The 23,586-nt window shown below is 36.2% G+C and carries 23 protein-coding genes; 16 read left to right on the top strand and 7 right to left on the bottom strand.

Annotated features, from left to right (window positions below; translation table 11 throughout):
* Positions 1–5: 5 nt before the first annotated feature.
* The 3 genes from hemH to JO950_RS01685 all read right to left on the bottom strand — a co-directional run bounded on the left by hemH (position 6) and on the right by JO950_RS01685 (position 2,511).
* Positions 6–1,022 carry a ferrochelatase gene (gene hemH / locus JO950_RS01695; RefSeq protein WP_202700774.1) on the bottom strand — a complete coding sequence of 339 codons (1,017 nt, stop codon included), beginning with the start codon at positions 1,020–1,022 and terminating at the stop codon, positions 6–8.
* Between the two features lie 163 nt (positions 1,023–1,185).
* Positions 1,186–1,626: a hypothetical protein gene (locus tag JO950_RS01690; RefSeq protein WP_202700773.1), complete on the bottom strand. Its 441-nt coding sequence runs from the start codon at positions 1,624–1,626 to the stop codon at positions 1,186–1,188.
* A gap of 12 nt (positions 1,627–1,638) precedes the next feature.
* A complete protein-coding gene (locus tag JO950_RS01685) occupies positions 1,639–2,511 on the bottom strand; it encodes an AraC family transcriptional regulator (RefSeq protein ID WP_017495824.1) in 873 nt (290 codons plus the stop codon).
* Between the two features lie 227 nt (positions 2,512–2,738).
* Between JO950_RS01685 and hemA the strand changes: the two genes are divergently transcribed.
* From hemA to JO950_RS01630, 11 genes are all read left to right on the top strand, one after another.
* The gene (hemA, locus tag JO950_RS01680; protein ID WP_202700772.1) at positions 2,739–3,989 is read left to right on the top strand and encodes a glutamyl-tRNA reductase; all 1,251 of its coding nucleotides are present in this window, start codon (positions 2,739–2,741) and stop codon (positions 3,987–3,989) included.
* Between the two features lie 131 nt (positions 3,990–4,120).
* Positions 4,121–4,525, top strand: a complete 405-nt coding sequence (locus JO950_RS01675; RefSeq protein ID WP_202700771.1) for a GxxExxY protein — start codon at positions 4,121–4,123, stop codon at positions 4,523–4,525.
* 71 nt (positions 4,526–4,596) lie between these two features.
* Positions 4,597–5,520, top strand: coding sequence for a hydroxymethylbilane synthase (hemC, locus tag JO950_RS01670; protein WP_202700770.1), 924 nt, complete (start codon positions 4,597–4,599; stop codon positions 5,518–5,520).
* On the top strand, positions 5,520–6,185 hold the full coding sequence (locus JO950_RS01665) for a uroporphyrinogen-III synthase (RefSeq protein ID WP_202700769.1): 666 nt from the start codon (positions 5,520–5,522) through the stop codon (positions 6,183–6,185). Before hemC ends, JO950_RS01665 begins: the two co-directional genes overlap by 1 nt.
* 98 nt (positions 6,186–6,283) lie before the next feature.
* Positions 6,284–7,309: a uroporphyrinogen decarboxylase gene (gene hemE, locus JO950_RS01660; RefSeq protein ID WP_017495819.1), complete on the top strand. Its 1,026-nt coding sequence runs from the start codon at positions 6,284–6,286 to the stop codon at positions 7,307–7,309.
* Between the two features lie 87 nt (positions 7,310–7,396).
* Positions 7,397–7,777 (top strand): hypothetical protein, encoded by a 381-nt coding sequence (locus JO950_RS01655; protein ID WP_202700768.1) that lies wholly within the window; start codon positions 7,397–7,399, stop codon positions 7,775–7,777.
* Positions 7,777–8,328, top strand: a complete 552-nt coding sequence (locus JO950_RS01650) for a GNAT family N-acetyltransferase (protein WP_202700767.1) — start codon at positions 7,777–7,779, stop codon at positions 8,326–8,328. Before JO950_RS01655 ends, JO950_RS01650 begins: the two co-directional genes overlap by 1 nt.
* Complete coding sequence (hemF, locus tag JO950_RS01645; protein ID WP_202700766.1) at positions 8,318–9,250, top strand: oxygen-dependent coproporphyrinogen oxidase; 933 nt, start codon at positions 8,318–8,320, stop codon at positions 9,248–9,250. Before JO950_RS01650 ends, hemF begins: the two co-directional genes overlap by 11 nt.
* A gap of 116 nt (positions 9,251–9,366) precedes the next feature.
* Positions 9,367–9,831 (top strand): IS200/IS605 family transposase, encoded by a 465-nt coding sequence (gene tnpA / locus JO950_RS01640; RefSeq protein ID WP_202700765.1) that lies wholly within the window; start codon positions 9,367–9,369, stop codon positions 9,829–9,831.
* A gap of 291 nt (positions 9,832–10,122) precedes the next feature.
* Positions 10,123–11,064 (top strand): DUF4421 family protein, encoded by a 942-nt coding sequence (locus tag JO950_RS01635; RefSeq protein ID WP_202700764.1) that lies wholly within the window; start codon positions 10,123–10,125, stop codon positions 11,062–11,064.
* Between the two features lie 294 nt (positions 11,065–11,358).
* Entirely contained in the window at positions 11,359–12,246 is an 888-nt protein-coding gene (locus JO950_RS01630) for a fructose bisphosphate aldolase (protein ID WP_202700796.1), read from the top strand.
* 71 nt (positions 12,247–12,317) lie between these two features.
* Here JO950_RS01630 and JO950_RS01625 read toward each other — a convergent pair whose 3' ends face one another.
* Both JO950_RS01625 and JO950_RS01620 read right to left on the bottom strand, forming a co-directional pair.
* Entirely contained in the window at positions 12,318–14,132 is a 1,815-nt protein-coding gene (locus tag JO950_RS01625) for a hypothetical protein (protein WP_202700763.1), read from the bottom strand.
* A 3-nt stretch (positions 14,133–14,135) separates the two neighbouring features.
* Positions 14,136–14,768, bottom strand: a complete 633-nt coding sequence (locus tag JO950_RS01620) for a hypothetical protein (protein WP_202700762.1) — start codon at positions 14,766–14,768, stop codon at positions 14,136–14,138.
* Positions 14,769–15,088: 320 nt separating this feature from the next.
* Between JO950_RS01620 and hemB the strand changes: the two genes are divergently transcribed.
* From hemB to JO950_RS01605, 3 genes are all read left to right on the top strand, one after another.
* A complete protein-coding gene (gene hemB / locus JO950_RS01615; protein WP_202700761.1) occupies positions 15,089–16,081 on the top strand; it encodes a porphobilinogen synthase in 993 nt (330 codons plus the stop codon).
* A gap of 1 nt (position 16,082) precedes the next feature.
* On the top strand, positions 16,083–16,484 hold the full coding sequence (locus tag JO950_RS01610; protein WP_202700760.1) for a c-type cytochrome: 402 nt from the start codon (positions 16,083–16,085) through the stop codon (positions 16,482–16,484).
* A 74-nt stretch (positions 16,485–16,558) separates the two neighbouring features.
* Positions 16,559–17,005, top strand: coding sequence for a GyrI-like domain-containing protein (locus JO950_RS01605; RefSeq protein ID WP_202700759.1), 447 nt, complete (start codon positions 16,559–16,561; stop codon positions 17,003–17,005).
* Positions 17,006–17,058: 53 nt separating this feature from the next.
* On the opposite strand, the gene JO950_RS01600 is transcribed toward JO950_RS01605, so the two are convergent.
* Both JO950_RS01600 and JO950_RS01595 read right to left on the bottom strand, forming a co-directional pair.
* Positions 17,059–19,119: a M13 family metallopeptidase gene (locus JO950_RS01600; protein ID WP_202700758.1), complete on the bottom strand. Its 2,061-nt coding sequence runs from the start codon at positions 19,117–19,119 to the stop codon at positions 17,059–17,061.
* A 273-nt stretch (positions 19,120–19,392) separates the two neighbouring features.
* On the bottom strand, positions 19,393–21,453 hold the full coding sequence (locus JO950_RS01595; protein WP_202700757.1) for a M13 family metallopeptidase: 2,061 nt from the start codon (positions 21,451–21,453) through the stop codon (positions 19,393–19,395).
* Positions 21,454–21,654: 201 nt separating this feature from the next.
* Between JO950_RS01595 and JO950_RS01590 the strand changes: the two genes are divergently transcribed.
* Positions 21,655–22,578, top strand: a complete 924-nt coding sequence (locus JO950_RS01590; protein WP_237732259.1) for a DMT family transporter — start codon at positions 21,655–21,657, stop codon at positions 22,576–22,578.
* 197 nt (positions 22,579–22,775) lie between these two features.
* Complete coding sequence (locus JO950_RS01585) at positions 22,776–23,441, top strand: SCO family protein (RefSeq protein WP_202700755.1); 666 nt, start codon at positions 22,776–22,778, stop codon at positions 23,439–23,441.
* Positions 23,442–23,586: the final 145 nt, after the last annotated feature.

The following is a 23,586-nucleotide window of genomic DNA, read 5'->3' as shown; positions in this document are numbered from 1 at the left end:
TAAATTTATTTAGAAACCCAATCGTTAATCCAGTTACCTACCGTTTGGCACCATTCGTCGTCGTCATTCAAACAAGGTATTGCCAAAAACTCTTCGCCTCCGTTTGCTTCAAAATCTTCTTTGGCACGCATAGCGATTTCCTCTAAAGTTTCTAAACAATCCGAAACGAAAGCTGGTGTTACAACGGCTAAATTTTTGATTCCTTTTGCTGGCATCTTATCAATTTCAACATCCGTATAAGGCTCCAGCCATTTGTCTCCCGCCAAACGTGACTGAAAAGTTAAGCTATACTTATCTTCAGAAAGTCCTAATAACTTTACGACTTGCCTGGTTGTTTCATAACATTGATGACGGTAGCAAAAATCATGCGCCGGTGAAGGGGTGTTGCAACAAGATCCGTCAATTTTACAGTGTGACTTCGTCACATCGGTTTTACGAATATGACGTTCCGGGATTCCGTGGTACGAGAACAATAAATGATCGTAATCAAAACCAACCAAATGTTTCTGAATAGAATCGGCCAGATTCTTGATATAATCCGGTTTATTGTAAAACGCAGGAACATCAGTAAAAGTCATTTGTGGAAATTTCTTTTTACGAATTTCTTCTGCCTTAACTAAAATAGTCAAAGTCGAAGCCATTGCGTATTGTGGGTATAAAGGGAAAAGCAATACCTCTGTAACACCTTTTTCATGTAATTCCTGAAGCCCTTTTTCGATGGTCATACTTCCGTAACGCATTGCTAAAGCAACCGGTACATTTACCAAAGGCTGAACCTTTTTTTGCATTCTTTCAGAAAGCACGACCAAAGGAGAACCTTCATCCCACCATATTTTCGCATAAGCATGTGCTGATTCTTCCGGTCTTTTTCTTAAAATAATACCACGAACCAACAAAGCTCTTAACAAATACGGAACATCGATCACGTATTTATCCATTAAAAATTCGTCTAAGTATGGTTTTACATCTTTTGGTTCCGGGCTTTCCGGAGATCCTAAGTTTACTAATAATACGCCTTTCATTATGTTTTTTTGCTTTAGGCTTTAAGCTCTAAGCTTTAAGCTTTTAATATGTTTGTTTTAAAAAATTTCGTCAAAAGTAGCGCTTGCAGTTTTTTAGAAATATGATAATTATTACTTTTTATTTATTCTCTCATGTAAAAAATTGATGTAAAAAAATAGTTCTTTAATTTTCACTCGTACTATTTAGTTCTTTTTCCATTTTTATCCTCCAATCTTTTCCATTTCTTTTTTTAAGATAATGACTGGTAATTTTTTTATATTCTTTTGATAAAATTGAAGTTTGTTTGTCAATCATACATCCCAAATTCCTTTCATATAAACCATATTTATTATAAATATTTTTCCTCAATTTTTGTTTAATTTGAATACTGTCTAATATTATATCGCTGCGATAAATAGATTTAAGAGATTCGTCAGACATTTTATCTGTTACTTCTTTCGCAAGAACAGGTTTGATAAAAGGTAAGCCAGCGGTAAAATATTTGACTGAATCTACTTCAATGTCGTGTTGAGCATTTTCTAATATTTCTTTAAGAGAAGAATCTTTTAAATTTGCGCAACCTAAGAATCCCAAACCTAATATTAAAAATGTTAAACTTTTCATGATTTTTCAATTCTATACATTTGCATTAATCGACATCAAATACTTTTTCGGAGTTGTAGCAAACTTCTTTTTAAATGCCGCAATAAAATGACTCCCTGTACTGTAACCAATTTTTAGCCCTACCTCATTTACGTTATAAGAACCACTGTCGAGTAGTTTTCGGGCGAAATCCATTTTGTAATCAAACAAGAATCCGTAAACCGTATCGCCATAAATTTGTTTAAAACCCATTTTAAGTTTCTTAAGATTCAGGCCAATCTCATCCGCCAGTTCCTGCAAACCTGGTGGCTCAGCCATATTAGCAATGATAATTTCTTTGGCTCTTCTTATTTTCAAAACATTATCTTCATCAATCAAAAACGGACATTGTTCTGCATTTGGATCTTCGGTTCGGTTAAAATACAAACTCAGTAATTCATATCCTTTTCCCTTGTAATAAAGGTTTTTTATGGACGGATGCAGGTTGTAATGAAACAGCTGACTCAACACAATAGCCATAGAGGGACTAATATTTCCTTCGTTATAATATTTTTTGTCCTTATTATCAGGACTTAAAAAAGTAATATAATCTGCTTCGGCAGAAAACAACGCGTGAAATTTTTTGATCGATACGATTACCGAAATCACCCAGGAATTTGGAGAAAGTTCTAAATTCAATGGTAATTCTTTTTGTGGATTGTACAAAAGGAGCGATTTTTCTTCTTTCAATTCTAGAGCATAAGTTCCCTGATTGAACAAAAATTTAGCATTGCCTTTTATCCCGAAATGAAACTGTATCAGACCACTACCTACTTCGTGCTGCCCCAAAAAGAGCTCTGAACTGTCGTTTTGAAAACGGATCAGCGTAAAGTCATCTTCGATTTTAATAATTTCCTGAGAACTCATAGCGATATTTTTTTGAAACAAAAATTAGCGTAAATGCAAAATGTTATTTAGAATCACTCTAAACAAACCTTTTCTAACAACTTGATTTTGCTACAAAAATACTTCTTTTTGCATAAAAACAGCTGTTTAGAAACAAAAAAACATGTAGCGATACAAAAAGTACTTTTAGCGTTATTTTTCTAAACACTATAATGATAATTTTGTTGCACTTTTATGAAAGTGAATTTATGGAAAACAATAACGTACCGAAACACCTTTATTTTTATTCAGTTGGTCTGAGTTATAAAAAAGCTGATGCTGAGGTCAGAGGTCAATTTAGTCTGGATGCAGTTGCCAAAACACATTTGTTGGAACAGGCTAAAAAAGAGGGAATAGAAAGTTTAATTGTCACTTCGACTTGCAACAGAACCGAGATCTACGGTTTTGCAGAACATCCTTTTCAATTAATAAAGTTAATTTGCGATAATAGTAACGGATCTGTTGATGCTTTTCAGAAAGTAGGATTCGTTTATAAAAATCAGGAAGCGATCAATCATATGTTTCGCGTAGGAACCGGCTTAGACAGTCAGATCTTAGGTGATTTTGAAATTATCTCTCAAATCAAAACCAGTTTTACCCATTCGAAATCAATGGGGCTAGCCAATGCTTTTTTGGAAAGACTCGTAAACGCCGTGATTCAGGCGAGTAAAAAAATTAAGAACGAAACAGAAATCAGTTCAGGAGCTACTTCGGTTTCTTTTGCGTCGGTACAATACATTATTAAAAATGTAGAAGATATCGGAAACAAGAACATTCTGCTTTTCGGAACCGGAAAAATAGGGAGAAATACCTGCGAGAATTTAGTAAAACATACTAAAAACGAGCACATCACCTTAATCAACCGTACGAAAGACAAAGCAGAGAAATTAGCCGGAAAACTGAATCTTATCGTTAAGGATTACTCCGAATTACATCTTGAGCTTCAAAAAGCCGATGTAGTTGTGGTAGCAACCGGGGCTCAAAACCCAACGGTTGATAAAGCGATCTTGAATCTTAAAAAACCTTTATTGATTCTGGATTTATCTATTCCGAAAAACGTTAATGAAAATGTTGAGGAATTAGAAGGTGTGACCTTGATTCACATGGATTATTTATCACAGTTGACAGATGAAACGCTGGAAAACAGAAAACTGCATATCCCTGCTGCCGAAGCCATTATAGAGGAAGTTAAAGAAGAATTTATAACCTGGACTAAAGGCCGTAAATTTGCTCCTACCATTAATGCTTTGAAAGAAAAACTAAACGCGATTAAAAACTCGGAATTAGATTTTCAAAGCAGAAAAATTGCTGATTTCAATGAGGAACAGGCTGAGATTATCAGTAACCGAATCATTCAGAAAATCACTACTCATTTTGCCAATCACTTAAAAGACGACGATACCATGGTTGATGAAAGCATCGAATGGATCGAAAAGGTCTTCAAAATAAAAGCCTCTTAAGGTTTTTACCATTAAGGCATTAAGAGAATTAAGTTTTTACGCAAAAAAATAACCTAAAGAATATTAAGGATCTCGCGTTTTTAATTCTAGCTATGACTTAATATCATAATGGTTTACAAACAAAAAGTTCTATGACAAAAAAGGAGGTTACTCAATTGGCTTATGAAATTACCGGTTTTGCTATAAAAGTGCATAAAGCCTTAGGCCCGGGACTTTTAGAGAGCATTTATGAGCAATGCCTCAAATATGAATTAGAGCAAAACGGATATGATGTTAAACAACAACTAAGTGTTAAAATAGAATATTATAATCTTGAGTTGGAATCTGATTTAAGAATAGATTTGCTTGTTAATGATTGTGTAGTTGTTGAACTAAAAGCAATAGAAAATCTATTACCTATTCACGAAGCACAATTATTAACTTATATGAAATTATTACAGAGACCTCAAGGACTATTAATTAATTTCAACACTTTAAATATAACAAAATCAATGAAACCACTTGTAAATGAATATTTTACAAGGCTAATAGATTAACAGCTTCATTACCTTAAAAAATCAACACAAAGCTTAATGAACCTTAATATCTTAATGGTTAAAAAATAAAAATGGCAGAAAAAACAATCAGAATTGGAACCCGCGATAGCGAATTGGCACTTTGGCAAGCACACACTGTCGAGAAAAAACTAAACGATCTTGGTTATAAAACCGAAATTATTGCAGTAAAATCTACAGGTGATATTATCCTTGACAAACCGCTTTACGAACTTGGCATCACCGGAATCTTCACCAAAACCTTAGATGTTGCTATGATTAATGGTGATGTAAATATTGCTGTTCACTCGATGAAGGATGTACCTACAGCTTTACCAAAAGGTATTGTTCAGGCAGCAGTTTTAGAAAGAGCCAATGTTCTTGATATTCTGGTTCATAAAGGAAATCCTGATTTTGCCAATCCAAGTACAATCGCAACCGGAAGTTTACGTCGTCAGGCGCAATGGTTCAACAAATACCCCAATCATACTGTTGTCGATTTACGCGGAAATGTTAATACCCGTATGCAAAAATTACAGGACAATAACTGGGACGGGGCAGTTTTTGCTGCAGCTGGTTTGGAGCGTATCAACTTAAAACCGGAAAATTATATCGATCTGGACTGGATGATTCCCGCACCGGCACAAGGGGCCATGGTGGTTGTGGCCATGGAAAACGACAATTATGCCCTTGAAGCTCTATCACAATTAAACGATATTGAAACTGAAATTTGCACCTATATCGAACGTCAATTTTTAAGAACTCTGGAAGGAGGCTGTACGGCGCCAATTGGAGCTTTGGTTCGCTATAATGAAGAGGAGGACACACTTCACTTTCAGGGTGTTTTACTTTCGGTTGATGGAAAACAAAAACTGGAAATCAACAAGACTGTTGAAATAGGAGAGTGGAAAAAACTGGGATTCTTTGCTGCTCAGGAAATTCTAAACAACGGCGGAACAGAATTAATGCAAGCCATTAAAGAATCTTTGAAGAAATAATGAGTAAATCAATTCAAATAGTATCTACAAAAAAGCTTTCAACAGAGCAAAGACAAGCCTTAACAGCCGCTCATCTTGAAGTTATTGAAGCCGATTTTATTCAAACCGAAAATAAACCTTTCGAAATAAAAGACCTCAACGATAATTTGATTTTTACAAGTCAGAATGCCGTTCATAGTGTTCTCTCCCATCCCAAATCGGAAGAACTGAAAAGTAAAAATGTATTTTGCGTTGGCTTAAAAACCAAGATCCTCTTATCAGAAAACGGATTCAATGTAGTAGCTTACACTGGTTATGCTGCCGATTTAGCCGAAATTATCACTTTAATATACCGCAGTGAAAGTTATACTTTTTTCAGCGGAAATCTTCGCCGAGAAACTTTACCCAAAGCCTTAAAAGAAGCGGAGCTAAAATTCAATGAAATTCAGGTTTATAATACTTCTTTGACCCCTCAGAAAATAAAGACTCCTATTGATGCTATTCTGTTTTTCAGTCCATCAGGTGTACAAAGTTATCTGAAAGAGAATTCGATTAAAAAAGAAATCTGCTTTTGCATTGGTGAAACTACTGCGGAAGCTCTAGAAAAAATTACCAAAAATATCGTTATTGCAGATCAGCCTACCGTTGAGGATGTGATTGAAGATGTTTTACAAGAATATAAATAATCGCCGTATGCTTTAAGCTCTAGGCTGCAAGCAAACACAAAAAATAAAAAACAAACATCGCTTAAAGCCTAAAGCTTAAAGCCTAAAGCAAAAAAACAATGTTAAAAAACGACCTATTTTTAAAAGCACTAAAAGGAGAAACCGTTCAACGTCCACCTGTTTGGATGATGCGTCAGGCTGGGAGATATTTACCTGAATTTAGAGCTTTACGTGATAAATATGATTTTTTCACCAGATGTGAAACTCCGGAACTGGCTGCCGAAATTACTGTTCAGCCTATTCGCAGAATTGCTCCTGATGCTGCTATTTTATTCTCGGATATTCTAGTGGTTCCACGTGCAATGGGTATTCATGTAGAATTGAAAGACAATTTAGGTCCAATTATTCCGGATCCGATTCGTACAATGGAGCAGGTAAATCAGGTTTTTGTGCCGGATGTAAATGAAACTTTAGGATATGTCTTTGATGCCATTAAACTGACTAAAGAAATGCTGAACGACGAAGTGCCCTTAATTGGTTTCGCGGGTTCACCCTGGACCATCTTTTGTTATGCTGTTGAAGGAAAAGGCTCTAAAAGTTTTGATACTGCTAAAGGATTTTGCTTTTCAAACCCGGTTGCAGCACACACTTTATTACAAAAAATTACAGATACGACGATTTTATACTTAAAAGAAAAAGTAAAAGCGGGGGTTAATGCCGTTCAGATTTTTGATTCCTGGGGAGGAATGCTTTCTCCGGTTGACTATCAGGAATTCTCCTGGAAATACATCAACCAAATTATCGATGCGTTGGCAGAAGTTACTCCTGTTATTGTGTTCGGAAAAGGATGCTGGTTTGCCTTAGGCGAAATGGGTAAAAGTAAAGCTTCAGCACTTGGTGTAGACTGGACTTGTACTCCTAGAAATGCTCGTTATTTATCAGGTGGAAATATTACTTTACAAGGTAATTTCGATCCTTCAAGATTACTTTCTCCAATTCCAACCATCAAAAAAATGGTTCACGAAATGATCGACGAATTCGGAAAAGACAAATATATCGTAAATTTAGGTCATGGGATTTTACCAAATATCCCTGTAGATCATGCTAAAGCGTTTATTGACGCGGTTAAAGAATACGGAAACTAGTTATCAGTACGCAGTCTCAGTTTTCAGCTGCCTACCAGCAAACTGAAAACTGAGACCAAAACTGGGACTGAGGCCAAAAACTAAAAAATGCTGAACAAAGGTTTAAGAGACGAAGAAAAAATAAGAATTGATAACGTCCTCAAGACGTTACGATCACTTGTTTTTGTTCCTTATCCTTTGAATAATACGGAAAAAGAAAATATTGAAAATCAGCTGAAAGAAATCAGGCTAGACTTTGAAACTTTATCCCGTCAAAAAAATGAAGATTTGATCGCATTATTAATGCAGCTTCATTTTGATTGGGAACATTTAGAACAATTCGGGGATATTTTAATCGAACTTTCTAAGGCTGAAAATTATAATCTTATCGATAAAGCTTTGGCTATTTATGAATATATCCAACAAGAAAGTAAGGTTTTCTCTTTCGGGATAAATACTAAAATTGCTTCGGCCAAAAACAGATCCTAATGGTTTTTACAGATTGGAAAACAGATACGATTGCCCATATTCTTCCTGAGGAATTTTACCACCTCATCGAAAAGAATAGAGACCACATTCAAAAAACGTTTCCTGTCACACTTTCTTACTGTCCGGATCTCGAAAAAACAAAGCAGTTTCTTGCTTTTAACCAAGACAAAGAAAATCATAAAGAAGGATACTTTTTCTATCCGAGAGACAACAAAACCAATGCTTTAATTGGCTATTTGTGCATCAAAAGCATTGACAATCGCATTTCAAAATGTGAACTGGGCTATTTTATTGATGAGGATTATCAGGGAAAAGGTATTACTTCAAAAATGGTTTCCGAAACCTTAGATTTTTGCTTCAATACTTTAAACATGAATAAAGTATTCATCTGTACCTCAAAAATCAACAAGGCAAGTCAGCAGATCGCTTTAAAACATCATTTTAAACAAGAAGGAATATTAAGAGACGAATTCAAAAACAGCGACGGAACACTGGAGGATGTTGTTTACTTTGGATTACTCAAATCAGAATACAATACCCATGAAAGATAAATTTTACGCTTACATACAACAATTACAAGATCAGATTTGTGCCGGATTAGAAGCGGTTGACGGAACTGCAAAATTCCGCGAAGATCTTTGGAAACGTCCCGAAGGTGGCGGTGGAAGAACACGTGTAATCGAGAACGGAGCCGTTTTCGAAAAGGGCGGTGTCAATATTTCGGCCGTTCACGGAAAACTGCCGGAGGCCATGCAGAAAATGTTTAATGTAGACGAAGCCGATTTTTTTGCCTGCGGGTTAAGTCTGGTTCTTCATCCTAAAAACCCAATGGCTCCAACAGTTCATGCGAACTGGCGTTACTTTGAAATGTATGATACTTCGTCTTCGTCCAGTACAGGTCCAAGAAAAGTAATTCAGCAGTGGTTTGGCGGCGGACAGGATCTAACTCCTTACTATTTATTTGAAGAAGATGCTGTTCACTTTCATCAGACCTGTAAAACGGCTTGTGACAAACATAATCCGGAGTTCTATCCTAAGTATAAGAAACAATGTGATGCCTATTTTTGGAATGCTCACCGAAACGAAGCACGAGGTATTGGCGGTTTGTTTTTTGATTATTGCAAAGCAACCGAAACCATGTCAATGGAAGACTGGTACAGTTTTGTAACCGAAGTGGGGAACAGTTTCCTGGAAGCTTATGTTCCGATTGTAGAAAGAAGAAAAAATCTGGAATACACAGCCGAAAATAGAAATTGGCAGGAAATCCGCCGTGGTCGTTATGTCGAATTCAATTTAGTTCATGATAAAGGCACCTTGTTTGGTTTGAAAACCAACGGAAGAATTGAAAGCATTTTAATGAGTTTACCTCCACATGTGCAGTGGGTTTACGATCATCATGCAGAAGCCGGAAGTGTTGAGGAAAAATTGATTCAGGTATTGGAAAACCCTGTTGACTGGGTTGAATTACACTAGACTCTATTTGTTTTTTTTTATAAAAAAATTCTTTCAAAAAATAATATCCCGTCAATAGATTTTTGTAGATTTAGTCTTTAAACCCATAAGGACGATATCTATAAAAATCTGTTAGTATGGCAAGCACCTATTCTCAATTATACATTCATATTGTTTTCACCGTTAAAGGCCGGCAAAATCTGATTTCCAAAAATTGGAAAGACGAACTCTATAAATACATGACCGGTATTATTAGCAATAAAGGTCAAAAACTAATTGCTATTAACGGAATGCCGGATCATATTCATATCTTGATTGGATTAAAACCAGATAAGTCGATATCGGATTTAGTAAGAGATATTAAAGCAAATTCTTCAAAATTCATAAATGACAGCAAGTGGGTAAATGGAAAATTTGAATGGCAAACCGGCTTTGGAGCCTTTTCGTACAGTCATTCCCATTTGACAAATGTTATACGATACATTGAAAATCAAGAAGAACATCACAAAACAAAAACATTCAAAGAGGAATATATCGGTTTTTTGAAATCGTTTAACGTTGATTTTAAAAACGAATATTTGTTTGACGATGTCAACGAATAATATATCATTACAAACATACCGCAATAAATATATCGCTCCTCCGGAGCTTAAAAAATCTAATGCTCATATTCTATAGATATGCTGCTCCTTCGGAGCTCTGTAAAAAATAATGGAATTCTAAAACTAACACAATACCTCAAAAAAATCTAAACCAATACATATCAGAGTCCCAACGGGACGACATATTTATATATTTTTTTGTAGATTTAGTTTTTAAACCCCGAAGGGGTGACATATTAAAAAATAGTAATTCCTCTTCGTTAAATTCCAGATAATTGCAATTTTAAACCAATGAACTTAAAGCTGATTTATATCGTATTCCTCGCTAGCTTTTTAGGGTGTTTTGCTCAAAATGATACATCGCACAACCCTTATTTTAAGTCTTATGACGATAAAGTCACCAGCACTGTTTATTATTTAGACACATCAAACAATTTTCAGATTGGTTCTGATTCCGAAGGAGAAAAAAAATATTTTGAATTAAGTCCCAATCGACGAGAACAACTGGGGATCGGTTTAAGTTACAAATTTATAGACATCAGTTTTGGCTTTGCACCGAAATTTTTTACTGTAAACAAAGACAATTCAGGCTCCAAGCTGTTCAGTTTCAACACCCGTTTTTATTTTAAAAAGTGGATGCAATCTTTTACTTTTATCAATCAAAAAGGATTTTATGTCGGTGATGAAAACTTTCAGATCGCCTATCCGCATATGCGCACCACCAAAATTGGAGGAGCGACATCTTACATCTTTAATGATAATTTCTCGTATAAAACATTAGTCAACCAAAACGAATGGCAGACCAAAAGCTCCGGAAGTTTCATTCCGACTTTCTCCTTTTATTATACCAATATCAATCTGAACAATACGCCAGACTCTTCAGATGGCGAAATTTATGTTTTTTCGTTAGCCCCCTCCTACTTTTATAATTTTGTGATAAGTGATCACGTTTTAATTGGTGCAGGAATCGCAGTTGGTGCAGGAATTAACAATATTGATAAAGTAACCTCTGCTTTGCTTGAATTAGACTTTAATTTAAAGCTTGCCTACAATAGGGATCGTTTTTTCGGTTTTGTGAATTTAAACACGGTTAATTTCATTCAGAACAACAATACGGATGCCCTATTGAATGACAATATTTCAACTTTAAAGCTAAGTATTGGCTATCGTTTTGATCCTCCGAAAAAAGTAAAAGAGGTTTACGAAAAAATAAATCAGAAAACCGGACTTTAATACGTTCTGAAATTGTCCGGAAAAAACGGCAGCAAAAACACTCAACATAAACTGCATCGGCATAATACGAAAAATTGATTTAACACATAGAAACATAGATTTTATAGGTTTAAAAAAGAGAACAAAAAAAGAAATCTATTTCTTTCAAATAGACGGATATGTGTATTTAAATGAAGTGTATTTCTTTTTTATCGATGCAAAATCTATATTTCTATGTGTTCGAATGAGTTACAACAAACGGATTCAACATAAGTAATTTATCTTAAAATCATTATTATGAAAAAGAGAGAGGCATTGAATACCACACAATTGAACCGCATGCAGACCGGAAAAGGATTTATTGCTGCATTAGATCAAAGTGGCGGAAGTACACCAAAAGCATTAGCACAATACGGTGTACAGGAAAGCAGTTATACAAACGAAGAAGAAATGTACACCCTCGTACATGAAATGAGAACCCGAATTATTAAAAGTCCTGCCTTTAGCAGCGAATATATTCTGGGAGCTATTTTGTTCGAAAATACGATGGACCGCAAAATCAACGGGCAATGGACTGCGGATTATTTGTGGGAGCATAAAAATATCGTTCCTTTTCTAAAAGTAGACAAAGGTCTTGCTGAGCTCGCAAACGGGGTACAACTCATGAAACCCATTTCTAATCTGAACGAATTGTTAACTCGCGCTGTAGAACGCAATGTTTTCGGAACCAAGATGCGTTCTGTAATCAAAGAAGCCAATGCTACGGGAATTCGCGAAGTCGTTGAACAACAATTTGCAGTAGGACTTCAAATATTTAACAAAGGCCTTGTTCCAATTATTGAACCGGAGGTTGATATTTATAGCATCGACAAAGAAAAATCAGAAGAAATTCTAAAAGCAGAAATCATCAAGCAGCTTAATTTACTGGACAAAGAAGTAAAAGTAATGCTGAAACTTTCGATTCCAACCGTAAATGATTTTTACCAAGAATTAATGTCTGATCCGCATGTCGTACGTGTAGTGGCATTGTCCGGAGGTTATGGGCAGGAAGAGGCCAACCAAAAACTGGCTCTAAATCACGGATTGATTGCCAGCTTCTCGCGAGCACTTTCTGAGGGATTAACATTTGGCCAGTCTGACGATGAATTTAATACAAAACTTGAAAAATCCATTAAGGGAATTTATGAGGCATCAATCCTCTAAAATCAGAATAAAAAATCCCCGAAAAAGATTTGATCTCTTTCGGGGATTTTGATTTTATAGTGAGCTTTAGATTATTTACTCAATTCTTCTGCCAAGTCCAACGTTTGCAAGATGATATTTTTATCTGATTTTAAAGCGTTTAATTTCAACTCAAATTTCAATTTGTTATCGATCAGTTTTTTAGGAGACTGCACGGCAATATCACTAAACTGCTCTGACAATCGTTTCAATTTTTCTGAATCTTTTCCTTTTGCTTTACCAGAATTCTCATAAGCAAATGATGCCCTTGCAAAATTTAACTTTCCGGAGATGTAATTTTTCTTTAATTCCTTTTTTGCTTCCTTAACAAAAACTCCTTTTCCGTCATTAAAATAATCTAAAGTATTGGCTATCATAACCACATCTTTGTCTTTTTTAATAAAAATAGTTCCATAGTCTTCCGTTCCAAAAATTTCATAAAAATCTCCCTTTTGTTCCAGGAATTTTTTGCGCAGTCCTAATTGGATTAACTTATCACCAAAAGTAGGATGGGTTGAAGTAAATACCATAGAGAATAACGGAATGTTCTTCTTCACTTTTTCCTCTGTGATCTTCTCTTCATAATTTTCATCATACCCATATATTTTCTTAGTTACCTCAACTTCATTTACATGATACAAAAACATACTTAAATCACCATCAAAAAGCGTCGCTGTAGCTTCTTCGTCCACGATCGTCGAAATTAAATCCGTAATAATCGTCAAGTCTTCTTTTACTAAATACTGACTTTGAAATAAATCTGCCACTAACGTTGGAAATTTTTCCAGTGCCGCCTTCGTATTGATATGATAAGACATATATCCTAAAGGTTTTTCATCCGGAAAATAATTAAAAATGTTTTTGTTGATTTTTCTGTCCGTCATTTTTCCCACGATAGCCGCCATTGGTTCAGCATATTCAATCACTTCTTCAATACGGGCGTTGTCATTCTCAAAATAAAAATCCAGATTAATTCCTTTTACCATATTTGCCGCATTATTCTGCATGGGTAAAAACTTATTGTAACTGGTGAATTTCGATAAAAGACCATAAGCCGAATTTAAACTGGTCATCGCCGAACTGTAATTCAGCCAGGACGAAATATCTGCCGCGGCGTTTACCTTCTCTGAAACCGGAGCCATGAATCCATTTTCGAACAATGACTTGATAAAAAGACTTTGCTGTTCTTTCTGCAAAAGATTAAAATCGGCCTCTGCTTTCTCGTATTCGGCATTAGACACCGCTACAGCTTCTTCTGTTTCTTTTGCAGCACTCGCCGCAGCCTCTTCAGCCGATTGCGCAGGTTCTGCTGTTGTTTCCGTTGAAGTTTCCTGATAAGGTTCATCTATCGCAATAGAATCCTGCGTTCTGTCTTCCCAATCGTATGATTTTGGCTTGTATTTTTTAGTCAATTCAATCAACACCAGATAATTATCGTTCCAGACAAATGAAGTCTTTTGATATTTTGGTGTAAAAACAGCGTATTTGCCATAATCCTGAATTACGGGAACCTCAACTGAATCCGTGTTTTTATTCTTTGTATGCTCTTCAATTAAAAACTGCTTCACTGCTTCTTTGTTTTTAATCGGAAGTGTCACCTGATAATACGGAATACTGTCTGTGAAGTTACCATGAACGGTTATCTTTTGATCCAACTTAAAAAGAGCGGTATATTTCTTAAGATCGAGACTGGCTTTACCTTCTTTGTATTTGCTAATTAACGGATGATTTAATATTTGATCAACGCTTACTTTTTTCGAAAGCTGATCTCCGTTAAACTGCACAAAATAATCGTAGGATTTTGAATTGATCTGTCCAAAAGTCAAATGGGTGGCCAATATTAAAAATAAAATGTAAAATTGCTTCATAAATCAAGGGGTTAATTGGATTGTATTGTTCATTAGGGCCGATTTTTTAAGTACGCTGTACATACTTTGTTTTAAGAAAACGGTCTTTTTGTTTGGTGAAATTCTGCTGTTCGGATTCTCTACGGCCTTAACATCTTTATCAAAAGTATAAATCGCTGTAATACTTGCCGCTTCCAGATCTTCCTTTTTCTTTGGATCTTTTACTACTTTTTCAGGAACCGGATAAGAGGCGATCCTTTCAAAACTTTTGGTATTGCTGCTAAAATGAACTTGATTGCTCTGATTGTTTATCGTATTAACAACAGCATTGAGTGCTTTCAAATTGGCATAATTGAGTTTGATAATAAAAACATACTGATTAAAATCAGTTTTAGTGGTTACATTGGTAATACCGTCAATTTTTAAGGCTTTGACTTTAAAATCTTCCAGTTTTTTGGTGATTTCCTGTTCGTTTGGGATTTTTACACCATCAACCTCTTCCATCCACATGGCCGATTTTGTCTTAAACCATGATTTCGAAAAGTCAACCATGAGTGTGTATTCTCCACTTTGATCCTCGTGATGTTTGATTCTTTCTGTTATTTCAAAACAGCTGGTTAGCAGTAAACAACAGCATAATGCGAGAAATTTCTTCATTAGACAAATTTATAGGTAAATATTCAAAAAAACCAGAGTCTGAAAGTTAATTCTAAATTTAGATCACCAATTGCTTTTAAAACTTAACGAACGAAGATGTAACTGCCATATTCCACAAATTTTTAGATAATATTAACGGATTCCACCGGAGGCTAAATGCCTAATTCTGTTCCTTTTTCTTTAACTTTGTGCCACTTATTAAAAAGTAACACAATCTTCAAAAAAACAAAAAACAATACACTTTAGAAAGTAGGATTCTCCATCATATTTCGAAGAAATGGGTTGCAATCTAAAATCTAAAATCTAAAATCTAAATTTTTATGTTCCCATTACAAAGAAACCGCCGTTTAAGAACCAATGAATCCATTCGTTCTTTAGTTCGTGAAACCAGTTTAAGTCCACAGGATTTTATGCTTCCGATGTTTGTTACTGAAGGAAAAGATGTAAAAGTAGCCATACCGTCTATGCCGGGAATTTACCGTCATTCTCTCGACAACACCATTAAAGAAGTAAAAGAAGCCTGGGATTTAGGCATTAAAGCGGTGAACATCTACGTAAAAATCAGCGATCATTTAAAAGACAACAAAGGTGTCGAAGCCTGGAACAAAGACGGTTTGATGCAACAAACCATCCGCGCGATAAAAGATGCTGTTCCTGAAATGATTGTAATGCCGGACGTGGCTCTCGATCCTTACTCAATTTATGGTCATGACGGAATTATAGAAAACGGACAGCTTCTGAATGATCCTACGGTTGATGCGTTAACCCGAATGAGTTTAAGCCACGCCGAAGCCGGAGCCGATTTTGTTGCACCAAGTGATATGATGGACGGAAGGGTTTTAGCTATTAGAAAAGCATTGGAAGAAAACGGACACCACAATGTGGGAATCATGAGCTACAGTGCCAAATATGCTTCGGCATTTTACGGACCATTTCGTGACGCATTAGATTCTGCTCCTGTAGATTCTCAAAATATCCCAAAAGATAAGAAGACGTACCAAATGGATTATGCCAACCGAATTGAAGGAATTCGTGAAGCTTTATTAGATGTTGAAGAGGGTGCAGATATCGTTATGGTAAAACCGGGAATTGCTTATTTAGACATTGTTCGTGAGGTAAAAAATGCCGTTCAGGTACCGGTTGCTGTTTACCAAGTATCTGGTGAGTACGCTATGGTAAAGGCCGCAGCAGAAAGAGGGTGGCTTGATCACGACAAAATTATGTTAGAGCAACTTTATTGCATTAAGCGCGCAGGTGCCAATATTATCACAACCTATTTTGCAAAAGAAGCAGCAGTCTTACTAAATAAATAATATGAAAAAAATACTATTCTTATCAGCCGTTTTAGCGTTTGCATCCTGTAAAAAAGAAACTGCAGAAACGCCAGTTGAAACTACAACGGAAGCCTATTCAGAAGGAGAAACAGCAAAAGCCAAAACTCCGGAAGAATTTGGAAAACAAATTTTTGAAGGACAGGGAAATTGTTTCTCCTGCCACCAGCCAGACAAAAAAGTAATTGGCCCAAGTATTCAGGAAATAGCCAAAATATACAAAGACAAAAACGGAGACATTGTTACTTTCCTGAAAGGAAATGCCGACCCTATTGTTGACCCGAGTCAGTTTGCTGTTATGAAGACTAATTTTCCGGTAACACAGGCAATGTCGGATGAAGAGCTAAAAGCAATTGAAACCTATATTTACAGCCATTTAAAGTAAAATTATCGTTTCCTGCTGACATACTGTTGTCATTGCAACATTTTACCTTTACAGCTTAACAAAAAACAGCTAAGATGGAACAAAAATTCAATGTGATTGGTATTTCAATACGAACGACTAACGAAAATGGCCAATCGGGAACAGATATTCCGGCACTTTGGAATCGATTTATGTCAGAAGGAATTCTTCAAAAAATTCCCAATAAAACTAGTAATGCGATCTATTGTATCTATACGGACTATGAGAAGGATTATACACGTCCTTATACCACTATATTGGGCTGTGTAGTAGAAAATCTAACTATTATCCCGGAAGGAATGGTTGCCAAAACAATCTCCGGAGTTCATTACCAAAAGTTTACAGCCAAAGGCAATCTGGCCGATGGTATTGTGATTAACGAATGGATGAAAATTTGGAACTCGGATTTAGACAGACTTTATACCGAAGATTTTGAAATTTACGGGGAACAGGCTCAAAATCCTGAAGATGCGGCAGTAGATATATTTATTGCGATCTCATAAATACAAAAACAAAAACGGCGCTAAAATTAGCGCCGTTTTTTATGGATCTTCTGTTACCAGATTTTAACTCTTTTATCAGGATCAATATACATTTTGTCTCCTTTTTTAATATCGAAAGCCTTGTAAAAAGCATCAACATTTTGAATTGGCACTACAGCTCTGTACATTCCAGGTGAATGCGGATCTGTTTTAACCTGGCTTTTTATAGCCTCATCTCTAGATTTCGTTCTCCATACCGTAGCCCAAGAAATAAAGAAACGCTGCTCTGGCGTAAATCCGTCAATTAATCCCGGATTTCCATTGGCTTTCAAATACAATTGCAATCCATCGTAAGCTGCATTAATTCCACCTAAGTCTCCGATGTTTTCACCTAAAGTAAATTTACCATCTACGTGAATTCCAGGCAGAGGCTCTAAAGCGCTGTACTGTGCTGCAAGGGCTGCTCCAAGAGCTGTAAATTGTTTTAAATCTTCCGGAGTCCACCAGTCTACAAGATTACCGTCAGCATTGTAACGTGCTCCTGAATCATCAAATCCGTGAGAAATCTCGTGTCCGATTACTGCTCCAATTCCACCGTAGTTCACAGCTTCGTCCGCTTGATAATTGTAAAAAGGCGGTTGAAGGATCGCTGCCGGGAAAACAATCTCGTTGTAAGATGGGTTGAAGTAAGCATTTACCGTTTGTGGAGACATTCCCCATTCTGTTTTATCAACCGGTTTTCCTAATTTAGCCAGGTTCTCAGCATAAGCCCATTTTGAGATGCTTCTCATATTGTCAAAATAGGTTCCGCCTTCCCCTACATTTTTAAGCTCTAATGCTGAATAGTCTTTCCATTTATCAGGATATCCGATTTTAATGGTTAGTTTCTTCAATTTCTCAATGGCTTTTACTTTGGTTTGTTGTGACATCCAAGGCAATGCATTAATTCTGTTTTCGTAAGCTAACATTACATTAGCAATCATTTTCTTTGCTTTGTCTTTTGCTTCAGCAGGGAATAATTTCTCTACATACAATTTTCCTAAGGCTTCACCGGTAGCAGTATTAATTACCTGTAACGCCATTTCTTCACGAGGACGTTGTTTTAAAGCACCTGTCAACGTTTTTCCGTAGAAATCAAAATTAGCATTTTCGATATCTGTACTCAAAGTTGAAGCGGTTCTGTTTAATAAAGACCATTTTAAGTATTCTTTCCAGGCCTCTACTTTCTTTTCCGAAAATGTCTTTTCCAAAGCGATCATATAACGCGGTTGCGCCACATTTACACTATCCAATTTTGCCATTCCAATTCCGGTAAAATATTTTTCCCATTGGATAGAAGGCGTGTTCTTTTTTAAATCAGCAATTGCTGTTGGATTGTACTGTTTTCTACGGTCTCTGCGCTCTACACGATCTAATCTTGGAGCAGACAATTCGATTTCTAAAGCCAGAATTTGCTTGGCACTTTCTTTTGCTTTTGCAGGAGATTCACCAATAAACTGTAACATTCTGGCAACGTGTACTTCATACTTCTCACGTTTTTCTTTTGAATCTTTATCATCAGCGTTGTAATAATCTTTGTCCGATAATCCTAAACCACCCGGACTTAAGTTAACCGTGTTTTTGTTACTGTTTTTAGCATCAGCACCAACAAAAACACCAAAGAAACCAATACCGCCTTGTGGCTGCATTTCGATAAAGAAGTTTTGAAGATCTGTTACATTTTTAATGGCATCGATCTTTTTTAAGAAAGGCTGAAGCGGTGTAACTCCTCTTTTATTGCGTCCAACAGTATCTAAAATCGTATTGAATAAAGCAATCGCTTTACCCTGATCTGTATTGGATTTGTACTTAGGATCTTTTGATGCTTCTTTTAAGATAGCAAGTGCATCATTGTCCGTTTTCTGACGTAGTTCATTGAAACTTCCCCAGGAATTTCTATCACCAGGAATTTCAGTTTTGTCTAACCAGGTCCCGTTTACATACTTAAAGAAATCTTCTTTCGGACTTACTTTGGTATTCATATTAGACAGATTGATACCGGGCTCTTTTGGTTTTGCACTTTGTGCGTTTACTGCGGTAATGGTAACCATTGCAGAAACAACACAAAACATTGGTTTTCGTAGTTGTTTGATCATTTTTATTTGTAGTTTTTAGTATATACACAAACATATTCTAATTATTCCAAACGTCATGTTAAATTTTTCACATAAAATTGACTCCCGGAATGCCTTCAGACTATGGCCTGCTTCTATACCCATGATTAGTTAGATGGTTTACACTCCTTTATTTTTATAGTACATCCTTAAAATTAAAGATCTCCTAAATCTGCATGAGAAAAAAACAGATAAAGATCTTTACAGAAATCAAAAACGACGCTAAATTAGCGTCGTTTTCTATGGTTTTATTTATTACCAGATTTTTACTCTTTTATCAGGATCAACATACATTTTGTCTCCCTTTTTAATTCCGAAAGCATCGTAAAAGGCATCTACGTTCTGAACCGGAACAACAGCTCTGTACATTCCAGGTGAATGCGGATCTGTTTTTACCTGATTTTTAAGGGCTTCGTCTCTCGTTTTGGTTCTCCACACCGTTGCCCATGAGATAAAGAAACGTTGCTCCGGAGTAAATCCGTCAATCAATCCCGGATTCCCATGCGCTTTTAAATACAACTGCAAACCATCGTAAGCAGCATTAATACCACCTAAATCACCGATATTTTCGCCTAACGTAAATTTACCATCAACGTGAATACCCGGTAAAGGCTCTAAAGCACTGTATTGATCTGCCAAAGCAGTACCAAGTGCCGTAAATTGTTTTAAATCTTCCGGTGTCCACCAGTCTACCAGGTTTCCTTCGGCATTGTAACGTGCGCCTGAATCATCAAAACCATGAGAGATTTCATGACCAATAACCGCTCCGATACCTCCGTAGTTCACCGCTTCATCTGCCTGATAATTGTAGAACGGAGGCTGTAAAATTGCTGCCGGGAATACAATCTCGTTGTACGATGGATTGAAATAAGCATTTACAGTCTGTGGCGACATTCCCCACTCGGTTTTATCAACTGGTTTGTATAATTTGTCGATTCCTTTTTTGAAATTCCACTTAGACAGATTTACCATATTCTCGAAATAACTTCCTCCCTCAGCTACACCTTTAATTTCAAGGGCCGAGTAGTCTTTCCATTTATCCGGATACCCTACTTTTACAGTAAGTTTATCCAGTTTTTCAATCGCTTTTATCTTTGTAGCCGCAGACATCCAGGTCAAATTATTAATACGGGTTTTGTATGCCTGAATTACGTTATGAATCATGTCTACCGCTTTTGCTTTTGCTTCAGCAGGAAACACTTTCTCTACATATAACTTACCCAATGCTTCACCAACACTTGAATTTACCACCTGCAATGCTTTTTCTTCACGTGGCAATTGTTTGATCGCACCTCTTAAGGTCTTGCTGTAAAAATCAAAATTAGCCGTCTCCAAATCTGTTGACAACTCACTTGAATAAGAGTTAAGCAAATCCCATTTCAGGTATTCTTTCCAAAGTGCTACTTTATTCTCTGTAAAAACAGTTTGTAAAGCTTTCATGTATTTAGGCTCCGTCACTACTATACTCTGCAATTTTGCCAAACCAAGACTTGAGAGATAAGCATCCCAATTAATAGCAGGCGTTAATTTTTGAAGTTCAGCAACGGTCATTGGATTGTATTGCAAACGACTGTCTCTGCTTTCTACACGATTCAGTCTTGGTTTTGACAATTGTGTTTCTAAGGCTAAAATTCCGGCAGCACTTTGCTTTGCTTTTTCCGGCGATTCGCCAGTAAACTGCATCACTCTCGCCAAATGAAGTACATATTTTGAACGCTTCTCTTTAGAATCTTTATCCTCAGAGATATAATAATCCTGATCCGGCAATCCTAATCTGTTTGGATAAAGCATTACGGAGTTTTTAGAACTATTTTTCTCATCGGCTCCAATATAAATTCCAAAAAATACGCTATTCCCTTCCTGTCCGATTTCAGTCAGGTATTTTTGAAGATCAGCAACATTTTTAATCGCATCAATTTTTTTAAAGTAAGGCTGCAGCGGTTTTATGCCCGCTTTGTTTCTCCCAACTGTATCTAAAATTGTTGAAAACAAGTTTACGGCTTTACCCTGGTCAGTATCTGATTTGTACTTTGGATTTTTAGAAGCCTCTTTCAGAATAGACATCGCGTCTTTATCTGTTTTTTTGATCAACTCATTGAAACTTCCCCATGTGGTACGATCATTAGGAATTTGAGTTTTGTCAAGCCAGGTTCCGTTTACATATTGGAAAAAGTCCTGACCGGCACTGATTTTAGGATTCATGTACGAAACATTAATACCTGGTTCTTTGGAAGTTGCATTCTGAGCATTGACTGCTGTAAATGAAACTGCTGAAAAAAGGGCGCAGAACAAAGGTCTGCTAAATTGTCTTTTCATTTATATTTAAGTTTTGGTGGTTGTACAAACGTATTCCTAATATCCGGAACGTAATGTTAAATTTTTTAAAATAATTGTAAAAACTCCAATATTATAACATCAAAATAGATCTTCTCAAATATTTTCATGTTTTTATCATCGGTTTTTAACTCTATATTAGAATACTTTTTCGAATATTTGTTACACCGAATTGAAATAAAAGTGAAAGCAAAAATTCAAAATGCCGTTTCAGGAAAAATTGAAGCTATCGGATTACCGATTTTGGCTTTATGCTGGGTAAGTTTTTTTTGGGGAACCACCTGGCTGGCCTCTAAAGAAGGCGTAAAACACATGCCTGCTTTACAGCTGGCCACCATTCGTCAGTTTTTAGGCGGAATTTTATATGTCGGATATTTTCTTCTGAAAAAACAGCCCTGGCCAAAAGGCAGACAGTGGCGTACGATCCTAATTTTGTCCTTTTTGAATTTTGTATGCAGCAACGGTTTAAGCACCTGGGGTGTAAAATACATGAGCAGTGGACTTGGAGCGATCATTAGTGCTTTATTTCCGATCTGGATTATTATCATCAACTTCTTTAACGGTCAAAAAATTGCCAAAATGGCTTTGATAGGCATCCTGATCAGTTTTGGAGGGGTCTGTATTATTTTTATGGACTATATCTCTGATTTTCTCCGACCTGATTTTCAATTTGGAATTATACTGATGACGGCTTCTACCATAACCTGGGCTTTCGGAATACTCGAAACAAAGAAACAAGCATCCAGTTTTAACCCCTATTTCAGTTTAGGGTTGCAAATGCTGATTTCCAGTGTTTTTCTTTTTGGAGTTACGGAAGCTGCAGGAGTTAATATTCCCCTAAGCGAAATTCCACTGCCTTCTTTGTGGTCTATTGCCTATCTGGTTCTTATTGGGTCGGTTTTAACTTTCATCGCTTTTATCTATTCGCTGCAGCATCTTCCAACAGAGATCAGCAGTATTTATGTGTACATCAATCCAATTGTTGCGATGATTTTAGGCTCGTTCATCTTTGGAGAAACCCTTACGCAGGCGATCGCGATTGGTACCATCGTAACCTTAACGGGACTGTATTTGGTAAATAAGACTATTCGGAAAACCAAAAAATAAAAAATTTGTTTATTGGTGTCAATCTGCTTTAGCCCTTACAGGGCATTGGGTATTATTATTATTCATACATAGCGCGTTGCGCCATGCTCGTGCTTTTGGGCTTTCAGCCCTTTTTTACTCCCTATAACCTGTTAAAAACTAAGCGCTCTTAGGATTTTGAGAAGTGCTTTTCGTATTTTTGCACCCAAATTGCTTTTATGAAATCTTTTCTATACAAATACCGTAAATTCTTTATTGTTCTTATTGTATTTTCAACCGTTACAATATCTTTATTTTACTCGGCTTTAAAACCGCAAAAAACGTTACCTATTTACAATCCTGCCGATGTAAATCCGGAACTGGTAGACAGCACGGTTCAATATAAAAGCAAATACCATACAATTGCCGATTTTTCGTTTGTGAATCAAAACGGAGATACTATTACCCAGAAGAATTACGAAGGAAAAATATATGTGGCCGACTTTTTTTTCACCACCTGCGGTTCAATCTGCCCAAAAATGACGACCAATCTGGAGGATGTTCAAAAAGCAGTTTTAAGCAATCCGAAAGTGATGCTGCTTTCTCATACAGTATTTCCTGAGGTTGACAGTATTCCCGTACTGAAAGCCTATGCTATAAAACATGCTGTGGTCGACAGTAAATGGAATCTGGTTACGGGCGATAAAAAAGAAATTTATACGATGGCACGAAAATCATATCTAGCTGTAAAACTCGGACGTCCTGATCAGCTTTACGATATGGTGCATACCGAGAATTTTGTTTTGGTGGATCAAAAAAGACGTGTTCGTGGTTTTTATGACGGAACAAATAAAGAAGAAATTAAACGTCTTTTAGAAGACATTAATTTTCTGTGCCAGGAGTAGTCCCTCAAAAGAACAATCGCGAAATTCATTAAATTCAGTCTAAAATCCCTTATTTTTAGAAAGATTTAGCATTTCCGCAAGTGTTAAATACCTTGAAATAAAGAATAATTGCCTATTTTTGCAATCTAAATTCAATCTAAATAAG

The organism is Flavobacterium sp. UGB4466, from assembly GCF_903469665.1.
In the GTDB taxonomy this organism is placed as follows: Bacteria; Bacteroidota; Bacteroidia; order Flavobacteriales; family Flavobacteriaceae; genus Flavobacterium; species Flavobacterium lipolyticum.
This window is presented reverse-complemented; position numbering and strand designations above follow the sequence as displayed.

What these genes read in the sequence shown, in the direction of transcription:
- hemH (WP_202700774.1), bottom strand. Translation starts at nt 1,022, where the DNA reads ATGAAAGGCGTATTATTAGTAAACTTAGGATCTCCGGAAAGCCCGGAA.
- JO950_RS01690 (WP_202700773.1), bottom strand. Translation starts at nt 1,626, where the DNA reads ATGAAAAGTTTAACATTTTTAATATTAGGTTTGGGATTCTTAGGTTGC.
- JO950_RS01685 (WP_017495824.1), bottom strand. Translation starts at nt 2,511, where the DNA reads ATGAGTTCTCAGGAAATTATTAAAATCGAAGATGACTTTACGCTGATC.
- hemA (WP_202700772.1), top strand. Translation starts at nt 2,739, where the DNA reads ATGGAAAACAATAACGTACCGAAACACCTTTATTTTTATTCAGTTGGT.
- JO950_RS01675 (WP_202700771.1), top strand. Translation starts at nt 4,121, where the DNA reads ATGACAAAAAAGGAGGTTACTCAATTGGCTTATGAAATTACCGGTTTT.
- hemC (WP_202700770.1), top strand. Translation starts at nt 4,597, where the DNA reads ATGGCAGAAAAAACAATCAGAATTGGAACCCGCGATAGCGAATTGGCA.
- JO950_RS01665 (WP_202700769.1), top strand. Translation starts at nt 5,520, where the DNA reads ATGAGTAAATCAATTCAAATAGTATCTACAAAAAAGCTTTCAACAGAG.
- hemE (WP_017495819.1), top strand. Translation starts at nt 6,284, where the DNA reads ATGTTAAAAAACGACCTATTTTTAAAAGCACTAAAAGGAGAAACCGTT.
- JO950_RS01655 (WP_202700768.1), top strand. Translation starts at nt 7,397, where the DNA reads ATGCTGAACAAAGGTTTAAGAGACGAAGAAAAAATAAGAATTGATAAC.
- JO950_RS01650 (WP_202700767.1), top strand. Translation starts at nt 7,777, where the DNA reads ATGGTTTTTACAGATTGGAAAACAGATACGATTGCCCATATTCTTCCT.
- hemF (WP_202700766.1), top strand. Translation starts at nt 8,318, where the DNA reads ATGAAAGATAAATTTTACGCTTACATACAACAATTACAAGATCAGATT.
- tnpA (WP_202700765.1), top strand. Translation starts at nt 9,367, where the DNA reads ATGGCAAGCACCTATTCTCAATTATACATTCATATTGTTTTCACCGTT.
- JO950_RS01635 (WP_202700764.1), top strand. Translation starts at nt 10,123, where the DNA reads ATGAACTTAAAGCTGATTTATATCGTATTCCTCGCTAGCTTTTTAGGG.
- JO950_RS01625 (WP_202700763.1), bottom strand. Translation starts at nt 14,132, where the DNA reads ATGAAGCAATTTTACATTTTATTTTTAATATTGGCCACCCATTTGACT.
- JO950_RS01620 (WP_202700762.1), bottom strand. Translation starts at nt 14,768, where the DNA reads ATGAAGAAATTTCTCGCATTATGCTGTTGTTTACTGCTAACCAGCTGT.
- hemB (WP_202700761.1), top strand. Translation starts at nt 15,089, where the DNA reads ATGTTCCCATTACAAAGAAACCGCCGTTTAAGAACCAATGAATCCATT.
- JO950_RS01610 (WP_202700760.1), top strand. Translation starts at nt 16,083, where the DNA reads ATGAAAAAAATACTATTCTTATCAGCCGTTTTAGCGTTTGCATCCTGT.
- JO950_RS01605 (WP_202700759.1), top strand. Translation starts at nt 16,559, where the DNA reads ATGGAACAAAAATTCAATGTGATTGGTATTTCAATACGAACGACTAAC.
- JO950_RS01600 (WP_202700758.1), bottom strand. Translation starts at nt 19,119, where the DNA reads ATGATCAAACAACTACGAAAACCAATGTTTTGTGTTGTTTCTGCAATG.
- JO950_RS01595 (WP_202700757.1), bottom strand. Translation starts at nt 21,453, where the DNA reads ATGAAAAGACAATTTAGCAGACCTTTGTTCTGCGCCCTTTTTTCAGCA.
- JO950_RS01585 (WP_202700755.1), top strand. Translation starts at nt 22,776, where the DNA reads ATGAAATCTTTTCTATACAAATACCGTAAATTCTTTATTGTTCTTATT.